The sequence below is a fragment of the Mycobacterium sp. genome, from assembly GCF_035314665.1.
In the GTDB taxonomy this organism is placed as follows: domain Bacteria; phylum Actinomycetota; class Actinomycetes; order Mycobacteriales; family Mycobacteriaceae; genus Mycobacterium.
In genome coordinates this window covers 15,024-37,723 of record NZ_DATFZD010000433.1, presented here as the reverse complement: position 1 = coordinate 37,723, position 22,700 = coordinate 15,024, and the positions used below count along the sequence as shown (strand labels likewise).

Annotated in this window: 29 protein-coding genes; 23 read left to right on the top strand and 6 right to left on the bottom strand. The window is 66.2% G+C overall.

The genetic code is table 11. The annotated features are described in order from the left end of the window. Positions 1–8 precede the first annotated feature (8 nt). On the top strand, positions 9–1,190 hold the full coding sequence (locus VKI00_RS31620; RefSeq protein WP_324447115.1) for an NAD(P)/FAD-dependent oxidoreductase: 1,182 nt from the start codon (positions 9–11) through the stop codon (positions 1,188–1,190). Here the strand turns inward: VKI00_RS31620 and VKI00_RS31615 are convergent. Both VKI00_RS31615 and VKI00_RS31610 read right to left on the bottom strand, forming a co-directional pair. After that, the gene (locus VKI00_RS31615; RefSeq protein WP_324447113.1) at positions 1,187–1,768 is read right to left on the bottom strand and encodes a TetR/AcrR family transcriptional regulator; all 582 of its coding nucleotides are present in this window, start codon (positions 1,766–1,768) and stop codon (positions 1,187–1,189) included. The genes VKI00_RS31620 and VKI00_RS31615 overlap by 4 nt on opposite strands. Next, entirely contained in the window at positions 1,765–2,118 is a 354-nt protein-coding gene (locus VKI00_RS31610) for a DUF962 domain-containing protein (protein ID WP_324447111.1), read from the bottom strand. The genes VKI00_RS31615 and VKI00_RS31610 overlap by 4 nt, the downstream gene beginning before the upstream one ends. Positions 2,119–2,191: 73 nt before the next feature. Between VKI00_RS31610 and VKI00_RS31605 the strand changes: the two genes are divergently transcribed. Continuing rightward, positions 2,192–2,998 carry an alpha/beta hydrolase gene (locus VKI00_RS31605; RefSeq protein ID WP_324447109.1) on the top strand — a complete coding sequence of 269 codons (807 nt, stop codon included), beginning with the start codon at positions 2,192–2,194 and terminating at the stop codon, positions 2,996–2,998. 11 nt (positions 2,999–3,009) lie between these two features. On the opposite strand, the gene VKI00_RS31600 is transcribed toward VKI00_RS31605, so the two are convergent. Together VKI00_RS31600 and mftR are read right to left on the bottom strand one after the other, a co-directional pair. Continuing rightward, complete coding sequence (locus VKI00_RS31600; protein WP_324447136.1) at positions 3,010–4,065, bottom strand: DUF2332 domain-containing protein; 1,056 nt, start codon at positions 4,063–4,065, stop codon at positions 3,010–3,012. Between the two features lie 98 nt (positions 4,066–4,163). Beyond that, positions 4,164–4,760: a mycofactocin system transcriptional regulator gene (gene mftR / locus VKI00_RS31595; RefSeq protein ID WP_324447107.1), complete on the bottom strand. Its 597-nt coding sequence runs from the start codon at positions 4,758–4,760 to the stop codon at positions 4,164–4,166. A gap of 101 nt (positions 4,761–4,861) precedes the next feature. Between mftR and mftA the strand changes: the two genes are divergently transcribed. From mftA to mftG, 7 genes are all read left to right on the top strand, one after another. Next, positions 4,862–4,987 carry a mycofactocin precursor MftA gene (mftA, locus tag VKI00_RS31590; protein ID WP_324447105.1) on the top strand — a complete coding sequence of 42 codons (126 nt, stop codon included), beginning with the start codon at positions 4,862–4,864 and terminating at the stop codon, positions 4,985–4,987. Next, a complete protein-coding gene (gene mftB, locus VKI00_RS31585; RefSeq protein WP_324447103.1) occupies positions 4,972–5,355 on the top strand; it encodes a mycofactocin biosynthesis chaperone MftB in 384 nt (127 codons plus the stop codon). The genes mftA and mftB overlap by 16 nt, the downstream gene beginning before the upstream one ends. A gap of 155 nt (positions 5,356–5,510) precedes the next feature. Then, positions 5,511–6,680, top strand: a complete 1,170-nt coding sequence (gene mftC, locus VKI00_RS31580) for a mycofactocin radical SAM maturase (protein WP_324447101.1) — start codon at positions 5,511–5,513, stop codon at positions 6,678–6,680. Between the two features lie 2 nt (positions 6,681–6,682). Next, positions 6,683–7,882, top strand: a complete 1,200-nt coding sequence (gene mftD, locus VKI00_RS31575) for a pre-mycofactocin synthase MftD (RefSeq protein WP_324447099.1) — start codon at positions 6,683–6,685, stop codon at positions 7,880–7,882. Between the two features lie 127 nt (positions 7,883–8,009). Continuing rightward, positions 8,010–8,753, top strand: coding sequence for a mycofactocin biosynthesis peptidyl-dipeptidase MftE (gene mftE, locus VKI00_RS31570; RefSeq protein ID WP_324447098.1), 744 nt, complete (start codon positions 8,010–8,012; stop codon positions 8,751–8,753). 52 nt (positions 8,754–8,805) lie between these two features. Beyond that, on the top strand, positions 8,806–10,218 hold the full coding sequence (gene mftF, locus VKI00_RS31565; RefSeq protein WP_324447095.1) for a mycofactocin biosynthesis glycosyltransferase MftF: 1,413 nt from the start codon (positions 8,806–8,808) through the stop codon (positions 10,216–10,218). A 3-nt stretch (positions 10,219–10,221) separates the two neighbouring features. Further along, a complete protein-coding gene (gene mftG / locus VKI00_RS31560; RefSeq protein WP_324447134.1) occupies positions 10,222–11,658 on the top strand; it encodes a mycofactocin system GMC family oxidoreductase MftG in 1,437 nt (478 codons plus the stop codon). On the opposite strand, the gene VKI00_RS31555 is transcribed toward mftG, so the two are convergent. Next, a complete protein-coding gene (locus tag VKI00_RS31555; protein ID WP_324447093.1) occupies positions 11,557–13,236 on the bottom strand; it encodes an MFS transporter in 1,680 nt (559 codons plus the stop codon). The genes mftG and VKI00_RS31555 overlap by 102 nt on opposite strands. A 142-nt stretch (positions 13,237–13,378) precedes the next feature. Between VKI00_RS31555 and VKI00_RS31550 the strand changes: the two genes are divergently transcribed. The 3 genes from VKI00_RS31550 to VKI00_RS31540 all read left to right on the top strand — a co-directional run bounded on the left by VKI00_RS31550 (position 13,379) and on the right by VKI00_RS31540 (position 16,086). Beyond that, positions 13,379–13,987: a helix-turn-helix domain-containing protein gene (locus tag VKI00_RS31550; RefSeq protein ID WP_324447132.1), complete on the top strand. Its 609-nt coding sequence runs from the start codon at positions 13,379–13,381 to the stop codon at positions 13,985–13,987. Between the two features lie 192 nt (positions 13,988–14,179). Next, the gene (locus tag VKI00_RS31545; protein ID WP_414687347.1) at positions 14,180–15,730 is read left to right on the top strand and encodes a carboxylesterase/lipase family protein; all 1,551 of its coding nucleotides are present in this window, start codon (positions 14,180–14,182) and stop codon (positions 15,728–15,730) included. After that, on the top strand, positions 15,727–16,086 hold the full coding sequence (locus tag VKI00_RS31540) for a nuclear transport factor 2 family protein (RefSeq protein ID WP_324447089.1): 360 nt from the start codon (positions 15,727–15,729) through the stop codon (positions 16,084–16,086). The genes VKI00_RS31545 and VKI00_RS31540 overlap by 4 nt, the downstream gene beginning before the upstream one ends. Here the strand turns inward: VKI00_RS31540 and VKI00_RS31535 are convergent. After that, the gene (locus VKI00_RS31535; RefSeq protein WP_324447087.1) at positions 16,083–16,559 is read right to left on the bottom strand and encodes a hotdog fold domain-containing protein; all 477 of its coding nucleotides are present in this window, start codon (positions 16,557–16,559) and stop codon (positions 16,083–16,085) included. The two genes, VKI00_RS31540 and VKI00_RS31535, sit on opposite strands and share 4 nt — an antisense overlap. 404 nt (positions 16,560–16,963) lie before the next feature. On the opposite strand from VKI00_RS31535, the gene rpsJ reads away from it, so the two are divergent. Genes rpsJ through rpsQ form a run of 11 tightly spaced genes read left to right on the top strand, consistent with a single transcriptional unit; the run spans position 16,964 to position 22,622 of the window. Continuing rightward, positions 16,964–17,269 (top strand): 30S ribosomal protein S10, encoded by a 306-nt coding sequence (rpsJ, locus tag VKI00_RS31530; RefSeq protein ID WP_003873519.1) that lies wholly within the window; start codon positions 16,964–16,966, stop codon positions 17,267–17,269. 14 nt (positions 17,270–17,283) lie between these two features. Next, on the top strand, positions 17,284–17,937 hold the full coding sequence (rplC, locus tag VKI00_RS31525; RefSeq protein ID WP_324446992.1) for a 50S ribosomal protein L3: 654 nt from the start codon (positions 17,284–17,286) through the stop codon (positions 17,935–17,937). Then, complete coding sequence (rplD, locus tag VKI00_RS31520; RefSeq protein ID WP_324446990.1) at positions 17,937–18,620, top strand: 50S ribosomal protein L4; 684 nt, start codon at positions 17,937–17,939, stop codon at positions 18,618–18,620. Before rplC ends, rplD begins: the two co-directional genes overlap by 1 nt. Continuing rightward, positions 18,620–18,922: a 50S ribosomal protein L23 gene (gene rplW, locus VKI00_RS31515; RefSeq protein WP_324446988.1), complete on the top strand. Its 303-nt coding sequence runs from the start codon at positions 18,620–18,622 to the stop codon at positions 18,920–18,922. The genes rplD and rplW overlap by 1 nt, the downstream gene beginning before the upstream one ends. Before the next feature lie 25 nt (positions 18,923–18,947). Continuing rightward, positions 18,948–19,790 (top strand): 50S ribosomal protein L2, encoded by an 843-nt coding sequence (gene rplB, locus VKI00_RS31510; RefSeq protein ID WP_324446986.1) that lies wholly within the window; start codon positions 18,948–18,950, stop codon positions 19,788–19,790. 19 nt (positions 19,791–19,809) lie between these two features. Further along, positions 19,810–20,091 (top strand): 30S ribosomal protein S19, encoded by a 282-nt coding sequence (rpsS, locus tag VKI00_RS31505; protein WP_324446984.1) that lies wholly within the window; start codon positions 19,810–19,812, stop codon positions 20,089–20,091. Beyond that, complete coding sequence (rplV, locus tag VKI00_RS31500; RefSeq protein ID WP_324446982.1) at positions 20,088–20,735, top strand: 50S ribosomal protein L22; 648 nt, start codon at positions 20,088–20,090, stop codon at positions 20,733–20,735. Before rpsS ends, rplV begins: the two co-directional genes overlap by 4 nt. Then, positions 20,735–21,580, top strand: a complete 846-nt coding sequence (gene rpsC, locus VKI00_RS31495; RefSeq protein ID WP_324446980.1) for a 30S ribosomal protein S3 — start codon at positions 20,735–20,737, stop codon at positions 21,578–21,580. Before rplV ends, rpsC begins: the two co-directional genes overlap by 1 nt. Before the next feature lie 3 nt (positions 21,581–21,583). Then, positions 21,584–22,000 carry a 50S ribosomal protein L16 gene (gene rplP / locus VKI00_RS31490; protein WP_324446978.1) on the top strand — a complete coding sequence of 139 codons (417 nt, stop codon included), beginning with the start codon at positions 21,584–21,586 and terminating at the stop codon, positions 21,998–22,000. After that, positions 22,000–22,233 (top strand): 50S ribosomal protein L29, encoded by a 234-nt coding sequence (rpmC, locus tag VKI00_RS31485; RefSeq protein WP_324446976.1) that lies wholly within the window; start codon positions 22,000–22,002, stop codon positions 22,231–22,233. Before rplP ends, rpmC begins: the two co-directional genes overlap by 1 nt. Then, a complete protein-coding gene (rpsQ, locus tag VKI00_RS31480) occupies positions 22,233–22,622 on the top strand; it encodes a 30S ribosomal protein S17 (protein ID WP_324446974.1) in 390 nt (129 codons plus the stop codon). Before rpmC ends, rpsQ begins: the two co-directional genes overlap by 1 nt. Positions 22,623–22,700 lie beyond the last annotated feature (78 nt).

Here is a 22,700-nt window from a genome sequence, read left to right as displayed (position 1 = left end):
AACTCCCAATGACCACTAGCTCGGGCAACGGAATACTGATCGTCGGCGGAGGGCTCGCCGCGACCCGGACCGCTGAGCAATTGCGCAAGGCGGGCTATGCCGGCTCACTGGCCATCGTCAGCGACGAGGTCCACTTGCCCTACGATCGCCCGCCGTTGTCCAAGGAGGTGCTGCGCAGCGAAGTCGACGACGTGACGCTCAAACCGCGCGAGTTCTACGACGAGCAGAACATCACGTTGCGGCTCGGATCGGCGGTCACCCGCCTGGACACCGCGGCGCAGACGGTGACTCTCGACGACGGAACGACGCTCGGCTATGACGAACTCGTGATCGCGACCGGCCTGGTGCCGCGGCGCATTCCGGCCTTTCCCGACCTGGACGGCATCCGGGTGTTGCGCTCGTTCGATGAAAGTCTCGCGTTGCGCAAACACGCTTCTTCTGCGCGGCACGCGGTTGTGGTCGGCGCGGGTTTCATCGGCTGTGAGGTGGCGGCCAGTCTGCGGGGCCTGGGGGTCGACGTCGTGCTCGTGGAGCCGCAGCCCGCGCCGCTGGCCGCGGTCCTCGGTGCCCAGATCGGCGACCTCGTGGCGCGCCTGCACCGCGCCGAAGGTGTCGATGTGCGCACCGAAGTCGGGGTGGCCGAGGTCCGTGGCCACGATCATGTCGAGAGTGTGCTGCTGACCGACGGCACCGAGCTGATGACCGACCTGGTGGTGGTCGGCATCGGCTCGCGGCCGGCGACCGACTGGCTCGACGGCAGCGGTGTCGAGGTCGACAACGGCGTGATCTGTGATGCGGCCGGACGGACCAGCGCACCGAACGTGTGGGCGCTCGGCGACGTGGCCTCTTGGCGCGACTCGACGGGACATCAAGTGCGAGTTGAACATTGGAGCAACGTTGCCGAACAGGCGCGGGTCGTGGTGCCCGCGATGCTCGGGCAGGACGCGCCGTCCAACGTCGTCCTGCCGTATTTCTGGAGCGATCAGTACGACGTGAAGATCCAGTGCCTGGGTGAGCCGATCGCCACCGACACCGTGCACGTCGTCGAGGATGACGGTCGCAAATTCCTCGCTTATTACGAGCGTGACGGCGCGGTGGCCGGTGTTGTCGGCGGCGGTATGCCGGGCAAGGTCATGAAGATGCGAGCCAAGATCGCTGCCGCGGTACCGATTTCCGAGGTGCTGGGTTAATTCAAGAACCGCTCGAGCGCTTCGCGGATGTCGGGGAGTGCTTTCGCGGCTTGGTGTTCGATGAGCGCGGCTTCCGCGAGCATGCCGACCCACAACTGCGCGCTTTCGTACGGGTGTGGGCGTTTCAGTGCGGCGAAGTCGGGTTGGAACAGCTCTGCGGCTGCTTTGTTGCGGTGTTTGATTTCGTCGGTAACCGCCGGCTCGGCGCGCGCTTCCAGCAGCAGGGCGCGCACACCGCGGTCGCGTAAGCAACCGTCGAGGTACGTGTTTGCGCCAATGATCAGCCGACGGCGCCCGGGCGGCACGCCGGCGATCGCGGGTTGCAACTGGGTGGCCAACCGTTCGTGGAATTCACGGTGCAGCGCAAGCAGATACGAGGCGCGGTCGCCGAAGTGGTGAAAGAACGTGCCCTTCGCCACCCCGGCTTCACCGACGATGAGATTGACGCTCAAGCCGGCCAGCCCGGTGCGTTCGGCCAGCCGCAGGCCGGCGTCGATGAGCGATTCTCGAGTTCTGGCCATTGCCTCCTTGCGCCCGCCGGTCGGCCTGGTAGGCACCGCGGACGGCGTCGAGGTCATGTGAGCACTCTAACCACCGGCTTGCGTGCGGCTTTGCGCTGACTGCGGCGCGCGAGCAGCTCACCGTACTGCTCGCACATGTGAATGACCCCGGTGAGCTGATAGGTGATCCAGCCCTTGTGCGTCGAGGGCAGGTTGTGCTCGAAGAAGCGGTGCCCGGCGATTTGCAAGAGCCAGCCGCCGACAAACATCGGCACTCCCACCCGCGGCTTGGCCAGCAGCAGTGGGATTCCGGCCGCGATCACCGGCGTTCCGACCATGTGCGTGAATTTCACGCCACGGCTGGTGTGTTGGGTCTTGTAGTAGGCCATCTTCTCGGCAAACGGGGCGTCGGGCGAAGGAACAGTCATCGGTTACTCCTTGAGATCGGAATGTTGACAATGATATGGTCGACCGACCGGTCGGTCAATGAAAGGAATGACGATGGTCAACACGGTCCAGACCCGGATGGGAGAAGTTGCCTACAGCGACGACGGGGACGGACCCGTGGTGGTGTTGCTGCATGCGACGCTGCATGATCGCCACGACTTCGACGCGATCGTGCCGAGCCTTTGTCGCGACCACCGAGTGATCGCACTGGACTGGCCGGGGCACGGCGACTCACCGACTCTGGCGCCGAGTCATCCGCCCACCGCGGCGTTGTTCGCCGACGTCCTTGCCGACGTCGTAACCACACTGGACCTGCCACCCGCCGCGTTTGTCGGCAACTCCGTCGGCGGCTTCGCCGCGGCACGGCTGGCGATCACTGACCCGCAACGGGTTTCGCGGCTGGTGTTGGTCAATTCCGGCGGATTCATCGCCGGCCCGGTGGCCAACCTGTACTGCCGAACGCTTGGAATGCCCGCGGTGATGAAACGCGTCCTGCCGCGTTTTGTGCGTAGCTATATGAAGGCGACGAGCGACAACGACCACGCCGTTGAAGAACGCGTGCTGGCACGAGCGAAGACGCCGGACGGTGCCGCTCTTACGGCCGCATTGTGGCGCAGTTTCGCCAGGTCCGAATACGATCTGCGGCCACACGCCGACCGCATCACGGCGCCATGCCTGGTTGTCTGGGGATCGAATGATACCGCAATCCCGATGCGATTCGGCCGGGCCACCGCTGCCGCGATCGCGGGATCGCGGCTGGAAGAATTGCCAACGGGCCACATCCCGTTTTCCTCAGACCCCGCGGGATTCCTGGCAATCGCCGAGCCGTTCTTGGCCGCCGCACGCGGCAGCGTGCAATGATCGCGTTCGCTCTATTCCCAGGTCACCGGCGGCCCGTGGGGCGAACACACGGCCAGTAGGGTGTCGTCACCACCCGGCCAGCATCGGGCGCGAACTGCGAACTCGACCGGTGCATCGGGATTTCGTCGCTGCGGCTCCAGGGTCAGATGGGCGAACGGTGCATCGGTCCGCGCTTGCGCTCCGAGCGCGTCGATCCCGGCGCGGACGGCGGCCTGATCGTCCGCCGAGAGGTATTGCCACATAATGGAATGCCACAGCACGGTGAGCACGCCGGCGGAGACGCGCAGGCCGGCAACCGCGTCGACGGCATTGCGTCGCTGCAAAGGCGCCGGGACGCGCCGGGCGATGCTGATCGCCCCACGCAACCGATCCAGCCGTTCCGGCTGATCGGGCCAGACGTAGCTCAGCAGCGTCAATTCTCCGTCACGGGTGGTCGCGTCGAGCGGCGCGATGTCGTAGCCCCTACGCTCGATGATTCGCAGGGCCGCGGCGGGAGGCAATTGGCCGCGCCACGCGTCGGCGATGGTGACCGGTGAGTCGGCCGGGCCCCACTGTCCGCCCGCATAGTGAAGGCGGAAATAGTCGGCGCGCAGGTTTAGTCCGGCACTGCATCCGATTTCGAAAAGCCTTATCGGCAAGGCGAATCGGTGGGTGAGGATCAGCAGCCCACCGATCAGCGCGGCGGCCCGGCCCACTTCGTTGGTCTGCGGTGGCTGATCGAGGGCGGCGCGCAGCTGGTTGGCGTGGTCGGAGGCGGCGCGCACGATGTCGGGCCAAGCCGCGTCGGCATCCCACCCTCCGCCCGTACTCGGATACCAGCGCCGCAAATTCGAGGCGCCGCCGTCCAGTGCCAGCCGGTGCAGCCCACCCAGCAGGCGTAGCGGCAGCGCCAACCGACCGGAATCGTCTTCGTGCCCGGACAGGATGGCGGCGAAGACACCACCGGCTTCCACGTCGGCGGTCACCCGATCCAACACGTCGCCGTACATCGGCGAGCCCATACCGGCGCAGATCTGGCCCTGGAGTTGAAGAGACCGCAGCAGGCGGCTGTCGCCGGTGGGGCTCATGCGCCGCTCCTCCCCATCGCTTCGCTCTGCATCGTCGCCGGCCTCGCTCATGCGCCGCTCCTCCTCATCGCTTCGCTCTGCATCGTCGCCGGCGCGGCTCATCGGTCCAGCTCGTCGAGTCCGGCGCGGACGACGTCGAACGCATCGCCGAGGGCCTGCGGCAACGACACGGTTTCGTTGTCCAGCCAGTGCTCGTAGGCGCTCAGGGCGACGCCGAGCAGCATCCATGCGACGGTCTGGGGCAGCAGGTCGGTGGTTCGACTGCCCGATCGGCGTGCGACGAACTCGGCGATCACCTCGCGCCAGCCGGCGTACATCGTCATCGAATATGCCTGCAGCTCAGCGGTTTGCAGGATCACCCGCATTCGCTGCCGATGTCGGATGGTTTCCGACTCGTCAAAGGTGTTGAACGACAACAGCGCAGCGCGCAGCGCCGCCCCGAGCGGCATGCCCGGATCGAGATGGTCCAGCAGTTCGCCCAGGTGCTGCAGGTGAGCGTCGAAGTCTCCCCAAGGAATTGCGTTCTTGGAGGCGTAGTAACGAAACACGGTGCGACGCGCGATGCCCGCGGCCTGTGCGACGTCGTCGACGCTGACCTCGGCGAAGCCGCTGTCGGCGAACAGCCGCAGCGCGACATCGGTGATGTGCTGCGGGGTCGTGGAACGGCGCCGGCCGACCCGCGCCTGCTCCAGCATGAGACCCGCCCTTCCATTTCGGCACTCGATGCCATATCCTGACCAAGATTCTCACCGGATCGACGCGACTTGTCGAGACCCCGATAACGAAAGGCAACGTCATGGAGCCGAACCAGCAGACCGAGCGGGACGCCGGAGCCGCCCTGCCGGCGACATCCAACACCGAACTCGTCACCGAGTCGTTGGTGGAAGAGGTATCTATCGACGGGATGTGCGGGGTCTACTGATCGTGAGTGCCCCCGCGAAGGCGGGCGAGTGCGCGTTTGATCCCGGACGCGCATGGCGGTTGCACCCGCAGGTGGCCGTGCGACCCGAGCCGTTCGGTGCGTTGTTGTATCACTTCGGCACCCGCAAACTGTCATTCCTCAAGAACCGCACCATTCTTACGGTGGTGCAGTCCCTGGCCGACCACCCAGACATTCGAGCGGCCTGTCGCGCCGCGGGAATCGAGGACACCCGGCAGGGGCCCTACTTACATGCATTGGGCGTGCTGGCCGGCTCGCACATGCTGGTGCGCAGTGAACCGAAGGAGGCGGGCGTGACACGCGCCGACGACGATGCAGAGCGAAGCGATGAGGAGGAGCGGCGCGCATGACAGCAGCCGACGACGATGCAGAGCGAAGCGATGAGGAGGAGCGGCGCGCATGACAGCAGCCGGCGACGATGCAGAGCGAAGCGATGAGGAGGAGCGGCGCGCATGACAGCAGCCGACGACGATGCAGAGCGAAGCGATGAGGAGGAGCGGCGCGCATGACAGCAGTCGTGCCACGACTGGTCGAGCAGTTCGAGCGCGGGTTGGACGCACCGATCTGCCTGACCTGGGAGCTGACGTACGCATGCAATCTGGCGTGTGTGCACTGCCTGTCGTCGTCGGGCAAACGCGATCCGCGGGAACTGTCCACCCAGTCCTGCAAGGACATCATCGACGAGCTGGAACGCATGCAGGTGTTCTACGTCAACATCGGTGGTGGGGAACCGACTGTGCGGCCCGACTTTTGGGAGCTGGTGGACTATGCCACCGCGCACCACGTCGGCGTGAAGTTCTCCACCAACGGAGTGCGGATCACACCGGAGGTGGCCGCCCGGCTGGCCGCCAGCGACTACGTCGACGTCCAGATTTCACTGGACGGCGCGACCGCCGAGGTCAACGACGCCATCCGGGGTGGCGGGTCCTACGCGATGGCCATTCGTGCCCTGGAGAACCTCGCCGCCGCCGGATTCTCCGACGCCAAGATCTCCGTCGTCGTGACCCGACACAATGTCGGCCAGCTCGACGAATTCGCCGCGCTGGCAGACCGTTACGGCGCCACACTGCGCATCACCCGGCTGCGCCCGTCGGGCCGCGGCGCCGATGTCTGGGATGAGCTACACCCAACCGCAGACCAGCAGGTCCAGCTTTACCAATGGCTGGTCGCCAAGGGTGAGCGGGTGTTGACCGGCGACTCCTTCTTCCACCTGTCGGGGCTCGGCGAACCCGGGGCGCTGTCCGGTCTGAACATGTGCGGAGCCGGGCGGGTGGTGTGCCTGATCGATCCGGTCGGCGATGTGTATGCCTGCCCGTTCGCCATCAATGATCGCTTCCTTGCCGGAAACATCCTGTCCGACGGCGGGTTTGACAATGTCTGGAAGAACGCCCCGCTATTCCGGGAACTGCGCGAGCCGCAGTCGGCCGGCGCCTGCGGAAGCTGCGGGCATTACGACAGCTGTCGGGGCGGATGCATGGCGGCGAAGTTCTTCACCGGTCTGCCGATCGACGGCCCTGACCCGGAATGCGTTCAGGGCTACGGAACGCCGGCGCTGGCGCAAGAGCGCGACAAGCCTCGCCCCGCCGGGGATCACTCGCATGGTCGGCGCGGCAGCGGCCCGGTGCCGCTGACGCTGACCATCCCGAAGCGGCTCTGCAACGAAAGCCCGGTCTAGCCGTGGCCCGTGACGTCTGGTTCGAGACGGTCGCCATCGCCCAGCAACGGGCGAAGCGGCGGCTGCCGAAATCGGTCTATGCCGCGCTGGTCGCCGCCAGCGAGAAGGGGCTGAGCGTCTCCGACAATGTCGAGGCGTTCAGCGAGCTCGGTTTCGCGCCTCATGTGGTCGGCGCCGTCGAAAAGCGCGACCTCTCGACAACTGTGATGGGTCAAGAGATTTCGCTGCCGGTGATCATCTCGCCCACGGGTGTGCAAGCGGTCGATCCGGACGGTGAAGTGGCCGTCGCGCGGGCCGCCGCGGCGCGCGGCACGGCGATGGGGCTGTCATCGTTCGCCAGCAAGCCGATCGAAGAGGTCATCGCCGCCAACCCCAAGCTGTTCTTTCAGGTCTACTGGCTCGGCGGGCGTGAGGCGATTGCGCAGCGCGTTGAGCGGGCTCGGCAGGCCGGCGCCGTTGGCTTGATCGCGACCACCGACTGGTCGTTCTCGCATGGGCGGGACTGGGGTAGCCCCGCGATCCCGGAGCAGATGAACCTGCGGACCATCCTGAAGTTGTCGCCGGAGGCGATCATTCGCCCGCGCTGGCTGTGGACGTACGGGAAGACGCTGCGCCCGCCGGACCTGCGGGTGCCCAACCAGGCCCCCCGCGGCGAGCTCGGACCGCCGTTCTTCGCCGCCTACGGGGAGTGGATGGCGACGCCGCCGCCGACCTGGGAGGACATCGCCTGGTTGCGCGAGCAGTGGGACGGCCCATTCATGCTCAAAGGCGTGATGCGGGTCGATGACGCCAAAAGGGCTGTGGATGCTGGTGTTTCAGCAATCTCGGTGTCCAACCACGGCGGCAACAACCTGGACGGCACGCCGGCGTCGATCCGCGCGCTGCCCGCGGTTGTCGACGCGGTCGGCGACCAGATCGAGGTTTTGCTGGACGGCGGCATCCGCCGGGGCAGCGACGTCGTCAAGGCGTTGGCATTGGGAGCGCGTGCGGTGATGATCGGCCGCGCCTACCTCTGGGGCCTGGCGGCCGCGGGGCAACCGGGCGTCGAGAACGTCCTCGACATTCTTCGCGGTGGCATCGACTCGGCGTTGATGGGACTCGGGCGAGCTTCCGTGCACGACCTCAACCCGGACGACATCCTGGTGCCGGCCGGGTTCGCCCGAGCCCTCGGGGTTCCCCCGTCCGGGCCGGGAGCGGCGTAGCCCCGCCGAGCGCGGGACCAGCGAGCTTGCTGATGCTCACGGGGCGGACGTGGCACCGGTGACCGGGTTTAGTGAACGGGCGGCGGCAAAAAATTTTTCGAGTGCGCCAACAACCGATGCACGACAGGTGAATTCGTCTTACCATCACCGAGTGGTTGTCCTCGCCGGACTAGGGGGCTCGACGTCGAGCCAACTCCAAGGCATGTCGCTGGGCGTAACCATTCCGGTCGGATCCACCGAACAGCATGGCCCCCACCTGCCGCTGGACACCGACACCCGGATCGCGACCGCCGTCGCCAACGGGGTCACCGCCCGCCTGTCCGGCGACCCCCAGCTGCACTGGGTCGCGGCACCGTCCATCGCCTATGGCGACAGCGGCGAGCACCAAAGCTTCCCCGGAACCATCTCCATCGGCACCGAAGCGCTGACCATGCTGCTGGTCGAGTATGGCAGGTCGGCCACCTGCTGGGCGCAGCGGCTGGTCTTCATCAACGGCCATGGCGGCAACGTCAGGGCGCTTCGCCGCGCGGTGGCCCAACTGCGGTCCGAAGGGCGTGACGCCGGATGGTCACCCTGCGCGGTGGCGGGCTCCGACGCCCATGCCGGTCACGCAGAAACTTCGGTATTGCTCCATATTTCGCCGGCCGACGTACTGACCGACCGGTGGCGTGCGGGCAACGGCGCGCCGCTGTCAGACCTGCTACCGTCAATGCGACGCGGGGGAGTCGCGGCGGTCAGCGAACTTGGCGTATTGGGTGACCCGACCACGGCGACCGCTACAGAGGGGAAGCGGATGCTCGCGGAGATGGTCGACGATTGCCTGAGCCGGGTCAGACGTTGGGCGCCCGCGACGGACGGGATGCTCACATGACCCGCGCCGACGACGACGGTGCTGGCGCAGCCGGCACTGAGGAGCGGCGCTCATGACTCAGGCGCGGTTGCCGGATGGATTTGCTGTGCAAGTCGACCGCCGGGTCAGGGTGCTCGGCCAAGGCTCCGCTTTGCTGGGTGGCTCGCCCACCCGGTTGTTGCGGTTGGCGCCGGCCGCCCAGGACATGCTCGCCGACGGCCGCCTCAAAGTCCACGACGCCGTGAGCGCCGAGCTGGCCCGAACCCTGCTGGACGCCACAGTGGCTCACCCGCGGCCCGCGGGAGGACCGTCGCACCGCGACGTAACCGTCGTAATTCCCGTGCGGGACAACCCTTATGGCCTGCGTCGGTTGGTCGCCGCATTGCGCGGCCTGCGGATCATCGTCGTCGACGACGGCTCATCGACACCGATCGAGCGAGACAACATTGCCGGGCCGCACTCCGACATCGAAGTACTGCGCCATGAGCAAAGCAAAGGGCCTGCGGCAGCACGCAATACCGGTCTTGCCGCCTGTAAGTCGGGTTACGTCGCCTTCTTGGACTCCGACGTCGTCCCGCGACGCGGCTGGCTGGAGGTGCTGCTCGGTCATTTCTGTGATCCCACGGTGGCATTGGTCGCCCCGCGGATCGTGGGTCTGGCCCAGACCGACCACTTGGTAGCTCGCTACGAGGCGGTGCGCTCATCGCTGGACCTCGGGCAGCGTGAAGCCCCTGTCATCCCGTACACCAGCGTCTCCTATGTGCCCAGTGCGGCGATCATTTGCCGCACGTCCAACCTGCGCGACATCGGCGGCTTCGACGAGACCCTGCGCTCCGGTGAGGACGTCGATCTGTGCTGGCGACTTGTCGAAGCGGGTACCCGGCTGCGCTACGAGCCGATCGCCCAGGTGGGGCACGATCATCGAACGCAGTTGCGGGACTGGATTGCGCGCAAAGCGTTTTACGGTGGTTCCGCCGCCCCGTTGTCGGTGCGGCACCCGGACAAGATCGCGCCGCTGATGATCTCCGGATGGGCACTTGCGGCGTGGATCCTGATGGCCATCGGCTCGAGCTTCAGCTATCTGGCGTCGCTGCTCGTGGCCGGGCTAACGGGTCGGCGGATCGCCAAGACGTTGCAGGGCGCCGACACCCAGATCTCGGATGTACTGGCGGTGGCCGCCCGCGGCCTTTGGTCGGCGGCGATGCAACTGGCCTCGGCGATTTGCCGGCATTACTGGCCCGTCGCCTTGCTGGCGGCCGTTCTATTCAGGCCATGCCGCCGGGTGGTGCTGGTCGCCGCCGTCGTCGACGGGGTGGTGGACTGGGCCAGCCGCCGGCGGTTCGCCGACGAAGACGCCAAACCGATCGGGCTGCTGACCTACCTGGTGCTCAAGCGTCTCGATGATCTGGCCTACGGCCTCGGGCTGTGGTACGGCGTGGTGCGGGAGCGCAACATCGGTCCGCTCAAGCCGCAGATTCGGGTCTGACTCCTGACCGCAGCTGCGCTGCACAGCGATGTGCTGATCGTCGGTGCTGGAAGCGCGGGATCTGTTGTTGCGAATCGTCTTTCGGCTGATCCAAGCTGTGTGGTAACCGTGCTGGAGGCGGGGCTCGGGCTCGCCGATCTCGCGCTGCGGGCCGAAACGACCGACGGGTTGCGGCTGCCGATCGGCGCCGCCAGTCCGCTTGTCCAGCGCTACCAGGCGCAACTGACCGACCGGCCGGCTCGCCAGATCACGATCATGCGCGGCGCGACGATCGGGGGTTCTGGTGCGGTCAACGGCGGATACTTCTGCCGCGGTTTGCCACGAGACTTCGACGGCTACCGACTGCCCGGGTGGGCGTGGTCGGACGTCATCGGTCACTTCCGGGCTATCGAGACCGACCTGGATTTCGCCGGGCCCGCGCACGGGGCCGACGGCCCGATCCCGGTTCGTCGCACTCGCGAAATCACCGGCAGTACAGTATCTTTCGTAGATGCGGCAGAGCAGGCCGGGTTTGCCTGGATCCCCGATCTCAACGACGTGGCAAATGCCTCGGTGGGCGTGGGTGCCGTCCCGCTCAACATCGTCGACGGCGTGCGTACCGGCTCGGGTGCCGCCTATCTGTTGCCCGCATCGGGACGAGCGAATCTGTCGGTTCTGACCCAGACACGAGTGATCCGGCTGCGCTTCTCGGGCAGTCGGGCCGTGGGCGTCGACGCCGTCGGTCCGGGCGGCCCGATCTCGGCCGCCGCTGATCGAATTGTGCTGTCCGCCGGGGCGATCGAGTCCGCACACCTGCTCATGCTTTCCGGCATCGGCGACCCGGCGATGCTGCGTGCCGCCGGGGTCGACGTGGTGGCCGGCTTGCCGGTCGGAATGGCCTGCAGCGACCATCCGGAATGGGTGTTGCCGACCGACTGGGAGGTCGCTCCCGGTCGACCAGTGCTCGAAGTCGTGCTCAGCACCCCTGATGACCTCGAGATACGACCCTATACCGGCGGTTTCGTGGCGATGGTCGGCGACGGCACGGCGGGTCATCCGGACTGGCCGCACATCGGTGTAGCGCTCATGCAGCCGCGGGCCCGGGGTCGCATTTCGCTGGTCTCCGCCGACGCAGCGCTGCCGCCGCGAATCGAACATCGCTACGACAGCGAACCCCACGACGTGGCCGCGCTAACCCGGGGCTGCGAGTTGGCCCGCGAATTGGCCGGTCCGACAACCAAAGTCGGCGAACCGGCCTGGTCGACGTCGCAGCATTTATGCGGCAGCGCCCCGATGGGCCGCGCAGGGGATCCGGCGGCCGTCGTCGATCACCGGTGCCGCGTCCACGGCATCGACGGCTTATGGGTGATCGACGGATCCGTCCTGCCCGCGATCACCAGCCGCGGCCCGCACGCCAGCATCGTGATGCTGGGACACCGGGCGGCCGAGTTCGTCGGCTGACGTCAGGCGCGCGAGGATTCGCCGCACCGGCCGCAACTGCTGACCGTCGCGGCCCGGCGCCCAGGCGCCGATCACCAGTGCGGCTACGGCGATGATCAGTCCCAGCACCAGCATCGACGTTTCCATCGCGCGCAGGAATGCGGCTTGGCTGAGTTCGGCGAGTTGACCACCTCGCGGGCCAAGCGTTTTGGAGATCTCCAAGGCCTGAGCCAGCGAATGTGAGGCCGCCGAGCGTACCGGACCCGGGAAGCCTGCCAGATGCGGAGCCACGACGTGGGCATATCGCGCCGCGAGGATGGAACCGGCCAGCGCGATCCCGACGGCGGCACCGACCTCGCGGGTGGTGTCGTTGACGGCAGAGGCGACACCCTGCTTCTCGTCGGGCACCGCCGTCATGATCGCTAACGTGCTTGGCGCCGTACAGAATCCGATGCCGGTGCTCATCACCAGCAGCGGCCACATCATGTCCCAGTACGGGGAGTCGAGCTGCAGGACCCGCATCCACAGGAACCCGGCCGAGATGAGCAGCAGGCCGATGAACGTCACCAGCCGCAGACCCATTCGCGGCAGATACCACGGGGACAGCACGGACAACGTCAGCATGGGCGCCATCAGGGGGCTCAACGCGAATGCGGTCTGGATCGGGCTGTAGCCCATGACCAGCTGGATGTATTGCATGATGACGAAGAAGAAGCCGAACATTGCCATGAAAAACACGGTGATCGTGGCCGATCCGGTGGCGAAATCCGGTCTGCGGAACAACCGAACGTCGAGGAGCGGATGGCGCCGTCGCATTTCGACGAATCCAAACGCCAACGCCAGTGCCACCCCGGCAATCATCGACCCGTAGACCAACGGGTGAGTCCACCCGCGGGCGGGTGCTTCGAGCACGCCGTACACGAAAACCGCGACAGCGCCTGCGATCAGCCCGGCACCCGCCCAGTCCAGCGGAGTGGCCTCGCCGTCGCGGGAGGACTTCACGGTGCATGCCAAGACGAAGATCAGCGCCGCAAAGCCCGCGAAGGCCCAGAAGATGGATCGCCACGACCAGAGATGCAGCAGCGTTCCGGATCCCAGCATGCCGATGACGGCGCCGCATCCCGCGACGCCCGCCCAGATGCCGGTGGCCTTCGCCCGCTCGTCGTCGCGGTGATTGGCCGTCAACAGTGACAGCGTGGCGGGCATGATGAACGCCGCCCCGACGCCGGCGACACCGCGGGCCACGATGAGCTCGAGCGGATCGGTGAACACCGTCGACGCCAGCGAAGCGATCCCGAATGTGGCCAGCCCAATAAGGAAGGCGCCGCGGCGGCCGTAGCGGTCGCCGATGGCCCCGGCCGGCAACAGCAGGCAAGCCAGCGCCACCGAGTAGCAGTCCACGATCCAGGTCAGCTGCGTCTGCGTCGCCGAGGTGGTCACGGCGATGTCGCCCAGCGCGGTGTTCAGCGCGACCATTGACGCAATCACCAGGGTCACGCCCATGCAGGCGACGACCATCGTCCAGATTCGGGCCCGGTTCGAACCGAGTGGGGCGGGCGCTTCAGTACGCTGGTCAGACCGGGCGTAGGTATTGACCATGGCGATGCGTCTCCTTTCGGGGACGGGTCACTTTCGAGACTAACAGTCTTGTAGGTAGACGGATAATCTTGCTGGTAAACGGGAGGTGGTCTACATCACCGATAAGACCGACCCACGGCCGGCGCGTTCACGGGCTCGGTTGCTGGAAGCCGCTACCGCGCTGCTTCGCGCCGGTGGTCCAAGCGCGGTCACCGTCGATGCGGTCACACGTGGTGCCAATGTCGCCCGCGCCACTTTGTATCGCCACTTCCCGAGCGGAAACGATTTACTGGCAGCGGCATTCAACAGCCTGATACCGCCCGCGCCGATGCCTTGCGATACTGATCCGCTGCGCGACCGGCTCATCGGGGTGGTGCTGGCATTTGGGCAATCGATCTCCGAGGCCGCCGGCATGCTGACCGCGATGAGTTGGCTGGCGCTGGGGCGAGACTTGGAACAGTTGCCAGAATCCCGTCGCACCCGCACCGCCGACAGCCCGGCGATCAGTACATTGCGGGAGCGTATTGCCGACCAGTACGCCGCGCCGTTCGATGCCATTTTCGACAGCCCGGAGGCCGCCGAGCTGGGCGAGATCGACCGCCCGCGGGCGATCGCCCTGCTGATCGGTCCGGTGGTGTTGGGCCGGCTGTCAACCCTTCCCGACTTCGACTACCGGGAATGCGCGCGCGCCGCCGTGGACGGCTTCTTGCATGTGCAGCGCACGCAGAACCAGCCGCTCAACGAAGCTCGCAACGAATCGGCAGGTGCTTGAGACCGCCGACGAAAGTCGTGCCGGGCAGTCAACTGCAGGTTTTCTAGTGGCCGTGATCGCCGATTCCCCGCGAGCGGTTTTCCTCGATCCGTACGCTGGGTTTTCGTGCCGACCCGATCGTCTCGTCTGCGACGAGCCTGGGCCGTCCTACTGGTGACGGCTTTGGCGGCGTTGGCGTGTGGGCGGGGCGGCATCACATCTGTGAAGCATGAACCGGCGTATGCCGGCCCGCTGGATGCCGGCGTTGTGCGCACCTCGATGGGCGTGGTACGCGGCATGGCCGCCGCGGATTACCGTCTGTTCCAAGGCATTCCGTATGCCGCACCACCCGTCGGCGCGCTGCGCTGGCAGCCACCACGGCCGGCGGCGAAGTGGTCGGGGATGCTGGATGCCAGCAAACCGGGGCCGCAGTGCATGCAAGACACCGGACCCGACCCGCATGTGGGCAAGGCGACCAGCGAAAACTGCCTCACCCTCAACGTGTGGACGCCGCCGCGCGGCCGAGGCAACGACAAGCGCCCGGTGATGGTGTGGATCCACGGCGGGGGATTCGTCAACGGCAACGGCGATATGTACCACGCGCGATGGCTGGCCGCCAAGGGTCACATCGTCGTCGTGACGATCAACTACCGACTGGGCGCGTTGGGCTTCTTGGCGCACCCGTCGCTCGGACCGCCGGACAGCGTCGGAGACTACGGGCTGGCCGACCAGCAGGCCGCGCTGCGCTGGGTCCGCGACCACATCGCCGATTTCGGCGGCGATCCGCGCAAAGTGACGATCGCCGGCGAATCCGCGGGCGGTATGTCGGTGTGCGATCACCTGGTGGCGCCCGGGTCGGCGGGGCTGTTCCGCGCGGCGATCATCCAAAGCGCGCCGTGTCAGGCGCAGGCCGACCTGGCGACTGGGCAGCGCCGCAGCGTGGATTACGCGGCGGCAGCGGGCTGCCGCAATCCGGCCAGCACCGCGGCGTGTTTGCGCGCGCTACCGGCGAGCAAGCTCGACCGTCCCCCTTGGTACGTCTCCATCGGGGACTCCGACGCGCTCTCCGGTCCGGTCACCGGGACAACTCTGTTGCCCGACGGGCCGGTCGCGGCGTTCGCCGACGGCCGGGCGGCCCGGGTTCCGGTGCTGATCGGCGTCAACCACGACGAGTTCACCCTGTTCGCGGCGCTGCGGTACTTGAAGATGGGCCGGGGCGTCCGGGCCGCCGAGTACCCACGCTTGCTCGCAGACATCTTCGGCGCCGACGGCGCCCCGGTGGTGGCGCACTACCCGCCTGACCACTACGGCGGCGACGCGTCGCTTGCCTATTCGGCGGCGGTCACCGATGGCGTCTTCTCTTGCGTCGCAGACCGATTGGCCGACTCGCTGAGCCAAGGCGCACCGGTGTATACCTACGAGTTCGACGACCCCCACGCACCGGCACCGAAGACGTTGCGGGCGGCCCCATTTCCCGTCGGCGCCAGCCACTCGTTGGAGTTGCGCTATCTGTTCACCGTCGGCGGCACACCGCGGATGGATCCCGAACAGCGGATTCTGTCCGACCAGATGATCAGCTACTGGAGCCATTTCGTCGCCGACGGCGCACCGAAGGCCAAGGGCCTGCCGGAATGGCCGGCGAAAGGTGGGGATCCCGAACACAATTTCTGGATGTCGCTGCGCCCGGGCGGAGCCAAGGTCATCACCAACTTCGAGCAAGCACACCAGTGCGAGTTCTGGGCGTCGCTGAAGGGCAGGTCGTGAGCACACCGGAACCGGGCGTCTTCGCCGAAGATTGGGTTACGGCCTGGAACCGCCATGACGTCGACGCGGTGCTGGCACATTTTCACGACGATGTCGTCTTCACCTCACCGGTCGCGGCCCGGGTGATGCCGGATTCCCACGGAGTGGTACGCGGTAAGGTCGACTTACGCGAATACTGGTGCGCCGCACTGAAAACGATGCCCGACCTGCACTTCGACATCGTCGCTGTCTATCAGGGCGAGTCGGTCCTGGTCATCAATTACCGCAACCAGAGCGGCGCCCTGGTGAACGAAGTGCTGGAGTTCGACAGCGGCCTGGTGCGCCGCGGGCACGGAACCTGCCAATTGCGCTGCTAGCCAACCGGAGTGACCCAGGTGGTGATGTCGGCGTGGACGACCTCGGTGCCTTCGCGGTCGGTCACCGACACCGGCACGACGAGCTCGACGCCCTCGGTGATCTGGGTGAAATCCGGTACGTCGAGTTGAGCCCGTGCCCGCAACGATGTGGTGGCCTTGTCCAGGTACTGCACCGTCATCGATTTCGGTATCCAGCGATGGCTGCGCGGCACGGTGGCCTCCATCAGCATTCCCATCGCCACTTCGGCGGCGTTGCAGGACGCGATGGCATGGACGGTATGCAAGTGGTTGTAGACCAGGAACCACTTGGGCACCCGCACCTCGGCCAGACCCGGCTCCATCCGCACGACGTGTGGGAGGACCGAGGCGAAGTACGGAACCCGCACCATCGCCGCCGCTGAGAAGAGCAGGGTGCCACCGGGCCGGCCGGAAAGCCGCCGCCACGCGGCATATGTGCTGGTCTGGCTTGTCATGCCGACGTATCTTACTCTGGAGTAAGGAGGCGTCGTCCGGGGCTGCGCGGGCCTGGCGTCGCTGCTGTCGACGCCGCTGATCAGCCGGACTGATCGTCGGGTCGAGGAGATTTGGCCGATAACGGGATCTAGGGCATACTGTTCAGGTTGCCTTGCGCCGGGTTTCCGCCTGGTCGGGCATACGACCGGCGTCCAAACGGGCGCGTCCGGTCCCAATCTTGGAGCGCGACGAATTTCGATCGCGGACCAGGCTGCGTGCGGGCGACACACCCGACCGCGGGGGCCGGTGAACCACGACAGGTAAACAGCGGCGCAACATGCGAGCGCGGACGCCAGATCGATTCTGGTGATCGACGCTCAACGGAACACCGGGTCACCGGCACTGGAAGTGAGGTAGGAGAAGCGTGGCGGGACAGAAGATCCGCATCAGGCTCAAGGCCTACGACCACGAGGCCATTGACGCCTCGGCGCGCAAGATCGTCGAGACGGTGGTCCGGACTGGCGCCAGCGTGGTGGGTCCGGTGCCGTTGCCCACTGAGAAGAACGTGTATTGCGTCATTCGCTCACCGCATAAGTACAAGGATTCGCGGGAGCACTTCGAAATGCGCACCCACAAACGGCTGATCGACATCCTCGACCCGACACCGAAGACCGTTGACGCGCTGATGCGCATCGATCTGCCTGCCAGCGTCGACGTCAACATCCAGTAGGAGATCTGCGAGCAATGGCGAGAAAGGGCATTCTGGGCACCAAGCTGGGTATGACGCAGGTGTTCGACGAGAACAACCGCGTTGTCCCTGTGACGGTGGTCAAGGCCGGGCCGAACGTGGTGACCCGAATCCGTACACCCGAACTTGACGGCTACAGCGCGGTGCAGCTGGCCTACGGCGAGATCAGTCCACGCAAGGTCAACAAGCCGCTGGGCGGTCAGTACGCCGCCGCCGGCGTCAACCCACGCCGGCACCTGGCCGAGTTCCGTCTCGACGACGCCGAAGCGGCGGGCGATTACCAAGTTGGCCAGGAGCTGACGGCCGAGATCTTTTCCGCCGGAACCTATGTCGACGTGACCGGCACCTCGAAAGGTAAGGGTTTCGCCGGAACCATGAAGCGGCACGGCTTCCGCGGGCAGGGCGCCAGCCACGGCGCTCAGGCGGTACACCGTCGTCCCGGTTCCATCGGAGGTTGCGCCACCCCGGCGCGGGTGTTCAAGGGCACTCGGATGGCCGGCCGGATGGGTAACGACCGGGTCACCATGCAGAACCTCTTGGTGCACAAGGTCGATGCCGAGAACGGCGTGCTGCTGATCAAGGGCGCCGTGCCAGGCCGCACTGGCGGACTCGTCATGGTCCGTAGCGCGATCAAGCGAGGTGAGAAGTAATGGCTACCCAGAAGACCGAGAAGGCTGGGAAAGCGCAAAAGATTGACGTCAAGACGCCGGCCGGCAAGACCGAGGGCTCGGTTGAGCTGCCGGCCGCGCTGTTCGACGCACCCGCGAACATCGCGCTGATGCACCAGGTGGTGACGGCGCAGCGGGCCGCGGCCCGGCAGGGCACGCACTCGACCAAGACCCGCGGTGAGGTTCGCGGCGGTGGTCGTAAGCCGTACCGGCAGAAGGGCACTGGTCGCGCCCGACAGGGTTCGACGCGCGCCCCGCAGTTCACCGGCGGTGGCGTCGTGCATGGTCCTACGCCTCGCGACTACAGCCAGCGCACTCCGAAGAAGATGATCGCCGCCGCGTTGCGCGGTGCGTTGTCGGACCGGGCACGCAATGGTCGCATTCACGCGGTCACCGAATTGGTGGCGGGACAGACCCCGTCGACCAAGAGCGCCAAGGCTTTTCTGGGCACGTTGACCGACCGCAAGCAGGTGCTGGTGGTCATCGGACGCAGCGACGAGACCAGTGCCAAGAGCGTGCGCAACTTGCCGGGTGTGCACATCCTGTCGCCGGACCAGCTCAACACCTATGACGTGTTGCGTGCCGACGATGTGGTGTTTTCCGTCGAGGCGCTGAACGCCTACATCACCGCCAACACCAAGTCAGTTGAGGAGGTTTCGGCCTGATGGCGACCGTCACTGACCCCCGCGACATCATTCTGGCCCCGGTCATCTCGGAGAAGTCCTACGGGCTGATCGACGACAACGTGTACACGTTCCTGGTGCACCCCGATTCGAACAAGACGCAAATCAAAATCGCGATCGAGAAGATCTTTTCGGTCAAGGTGGCGGCGGTGAACACCGCCAACCGTCAGGGCAAGCGCAAGCGCACTAGGACCGGGTTCGGCAAGCGGAAGAGCACCAAGCGCGCCATCGTGACGCTGGCGCCCGGCAGCAAGCCGATCGACCTGTTCGGAGCACCGGCGTAGCCGAGGATAGAGAGACTTAACAGATATGGGAATTCGCAAGTACAAGCCGACGACTCCGGGTCGCCGCGGTGCCAGCGTCTCCGATTTTGCCGAGATCACACGCTCCGAACCGGAGAAGTCGTTGGTCCGACCGCTGCACGGGCGTGGTGGACGCAACGCGCACGGCCGCATCACCACCCGCCACAAGGGTGGTGGGCACAAGCGTGCCTACCGGGTGATCGACTTTCGCCGTAACGACAAGGACGGCGTGAACGCCAAGGTCGCGGAGATCGAATACGATCCCAACCGCACCGCGAACATCGCGCTGCTGCACTACCTGGACGGCGAAAAGCGTTACATCATTGCGCCGCAAGGCCTGTCGCAGGGCGACGTAGTGGAGTCCGGCGCCAACGCCGATATCAAGCCGGGCAATAACCTGCCACTGCGCAATATTCCGGCCGGTACCTTGATCCACGCGGTCGAGCTGCGGCCGGGTGGCGGCGCCAAGCTTGCTCGCTCGGCCGGTTCGAGCATCCAATTGCTCGGCAAGGAAGGGACTTACGCCTCGCTGCGGATGCCCAGCGGTGAGATCCGTCGCGTCGACGTGCGCTGCCGCGCCACCGTCGGCGAGGTCGGCAACGCCGAGCAGGCCAACATCAACTGGGGTAAGGCCGGGCGGATGCGCTGGAAGGGCAAGCGGCCGTCGGTACGTGGTGTGGTGATGAACCCCGTCGACCACCCGCACGGCGGTGGTGAGGGCAAGACCTCCGGTGGTCGGCACCCGGTGAGCCCGTGGGGCAAGCCCGAGGGCCGTACCCGCAGGAGCCACAAGACCAGCGACAAGCTCATCGTCCGGCGCCGGCGCACCGGCAAGAAGCACGGGCGCTAGGAAGTCGAGGAGTTAGAAGATGCCACGCAGCCTGAAGAAGGGTCCGTTCGTCGACGACCATCTGTTGAAGAAGGTCGACGTGCAGAACGAGAAGAACACCAAGCAGGTCATCAAGACCTGGTCGCGCCGGTCGACCATCATTCCCGATTTCATCGGTCACACGTTCGCGGTTCACGACGGCCGCAAGCATGTGCCGGTGTTCATTACCGAGGCGATGGTGGGCCACAAGCTGGGTGAGTTCGCGCCGACACGCACCTTCAAGGGACACATCAAGGACGACCGGAAGGCCAAGCGGCGATGAGCGCCCCGACTGAATTTCCTTCTGCGGTAGCCAAGGCACGGTTCGTGCGGGTATCGCCGACCAAGGCACGCCGGGTGATTGACCTGGTGCGTGGCAAGTCGGTGGCAGAAGCGCTGGACATTCTGCGCTGGGCACCGCAGGCGGCGAGCCTGCCGGTGGCCAAGGTCATCGCGAGCGCCGCCGCCAACGCGCAGAACAACGACGGCTTGGACCCGGCGACGCTGGTGGTGGCCTCCGTCTACGCCGACGACGGTCCGACCGCCAAGCGGATCCGTCCGCGCGCGCAGGGCCGCGCTTTCCGGATTCGCCGGCGCACCAGCCACATCACCGTGGTGGTGGAAAGCCGGCCGACCAAGGATGCGCGGGGTTCGCAATCCGCCAGCGCGGCGCGTTCGCGTCGCGCGCAGGCCAGTAAGGCCGCCGCCGCGAAGGCGCCGGCCAAGAAGGCCGCCGCCGAAGAGGCGCCCGCAAAGAAGGCAATCGCTGCCAAAGCGCCGGCTAAGAAGGCTCCGGCTGAGAAGGCAACCGCTCAGAAGGCAACCGCTGAGAAGGCTCCGGCCAAGAAGGCGCCCGCAAAGAAGGCATCCGCCGCGAAGTCCACTGGGACTGACGCGACTTCGGAAGCGAAGGGAGGCTCGCAGTAGTGGGCCAGAAGATCAATCCGCACGGATTCCGCCTCGGCATCACGACCGACTGGAAGTCCCGTTGGTATGCGGACAAGCAGTACGCGGAGTACGTCAAGGAGGACGTGGCGATCCGTCGGCTGCTGTCCACCGGTCTGGAACGCGCCGGGATTGCCGACGTGGAGATTGAGCGCACCCGGGACCGAGTTCGGGTGGACATCCACACCGCCCGGCCGGGTATCGTCATCGGCCGCCGCGGCACCGAGGCCGACCGCATCCGTGCGGATCTGGAGAAATTGACCGGCAAGCAGGTCCAGCTGAACATCCTCGAGGTGAAAAACCCTGAGTCGCAAGCCCAGTTGGTAGCGCAAGGCGTCGCAGAGCAGTTGAGCAACCGCGTGGCGTTCCGGCGTGCGATGCGCAAGGCCATCCAGTCGGCCATGCGTCAGCCCAACGTCAAGGGCATCCGGGTGCAGTGCTCGGGCCGCCTCGGCGGCGCGGAAATGAGCCGCTCGGAGTTCTACCGCGAAGGCCGGGTTCCGCTGCACACCTTGCGTGCCGATATCGACTATGGCTTGTACGAAGCCAAGACCACCTTCGGCCGCATCGGCGTGAAGGTGTGGATCTACAAGGGCGACATCGTTGGTGGCAAGCGCGAACTGGTCGCTCCGTCTGCCGCCGGCGGCGAACGTCCGCGCCGCGAACGGCCGTCGGGCACCCGTCCGCGCCGCAGCGGCGCCGCGGGCACGACGGCGACCAGCACCGAGGCCGGACGCGCCGCCTCGGGCGCCGAGGAGGCTTCGATTGCACCGGCCGCACCGCCGGCTGACGAGCCGGCCCTCGAGACGCAGAGTACGGAGAGCTGAATCATGTTGATTCCCCGCAGAGTCAAGCACCGCAAGCAACACCATCCGCGTCAACGCGGGCTCGCGAGCGGCGGCACACAGGTGAGTTTCGGCGACTACGGCATCCAGGCGCTGGAGCATGCCTATATCACCAACCGGCAGATCGAGGCAGCGCGTATCGCCATCAACCGGCACATCAAGCGTGGCGGCAAGGTGTGGATCAACATCTTCCCGGATCGCCCGCTGACCAAGAAGCCGGCGGAAACCCGAATGGGTTCCGGTAAGGGCTCGCCGGAGTGGTGGGTGTCCAACGTGAAGCCCGGCCGGATTCTCTTCGAGCTCAGCTACCCGAATGAAACGATCGCCCGGGACGCGTTGACCCGAGCAATCCACAAGCTGCCGATCAAGGCACGCATCGTTACTCGAGAGGAGCAGTTCTGATGGCAGTGGGAGTTTCCCCTGGCGAACTGCGCGAGCTCACCGACGAGGAGCTGACCGCGCGGCTGCGCGAATCCAAGGAAGAGCTGTTCAACCTGCGTTTCCAAATGGCGACCGGTCAGCTCAACAACAATCGTCGACTGCGCACGGTGCGCCAGGAGATCGCACGCATTTACACCGTGCTTCGTGAACGTGAACTCGGGCTGGCCGCGGGCCCCAATGGTGAGGACTCGTAATGGCAGAAGCGAAAACCCCCGCGAAGACCGCCAAGGCCCCGGCCAAGGCTCCAGCTAAGGCCGCTCCGGAAGCCGCCGCCGCGAAAGAGACGGCGGCCAATGCCAAGGGCCCTAAGCACACACCGAGCACTCCGAAGCCGCGCGGTCGGCGTAAGACCCGCATCGGCTTCGTGGTGAGTGACAAAATGCAGAAGACCATCGTCGTCGAGCTGGAAGACCGTAGGCGCCACCCGCTGTACGGCAAGATCATCCGGACCACCACGAAGGTCAAGGCGCACGACGAGAACAGCATCGCCGGTATCGGCGACCGCGTCTCGCTGATGGAGACTCGTCCGCTCTCGGCAACGAAGCGCTGGCGGCTCGTCGACATCCTCGAGAAGGCTAAGTAACCGCCCCAGGCCAACATTCGCAAAAGCCCCCAAAACCTGAATGTTTTTGGGGGCTTTTGGATTCCCTCGTCAGTCGTC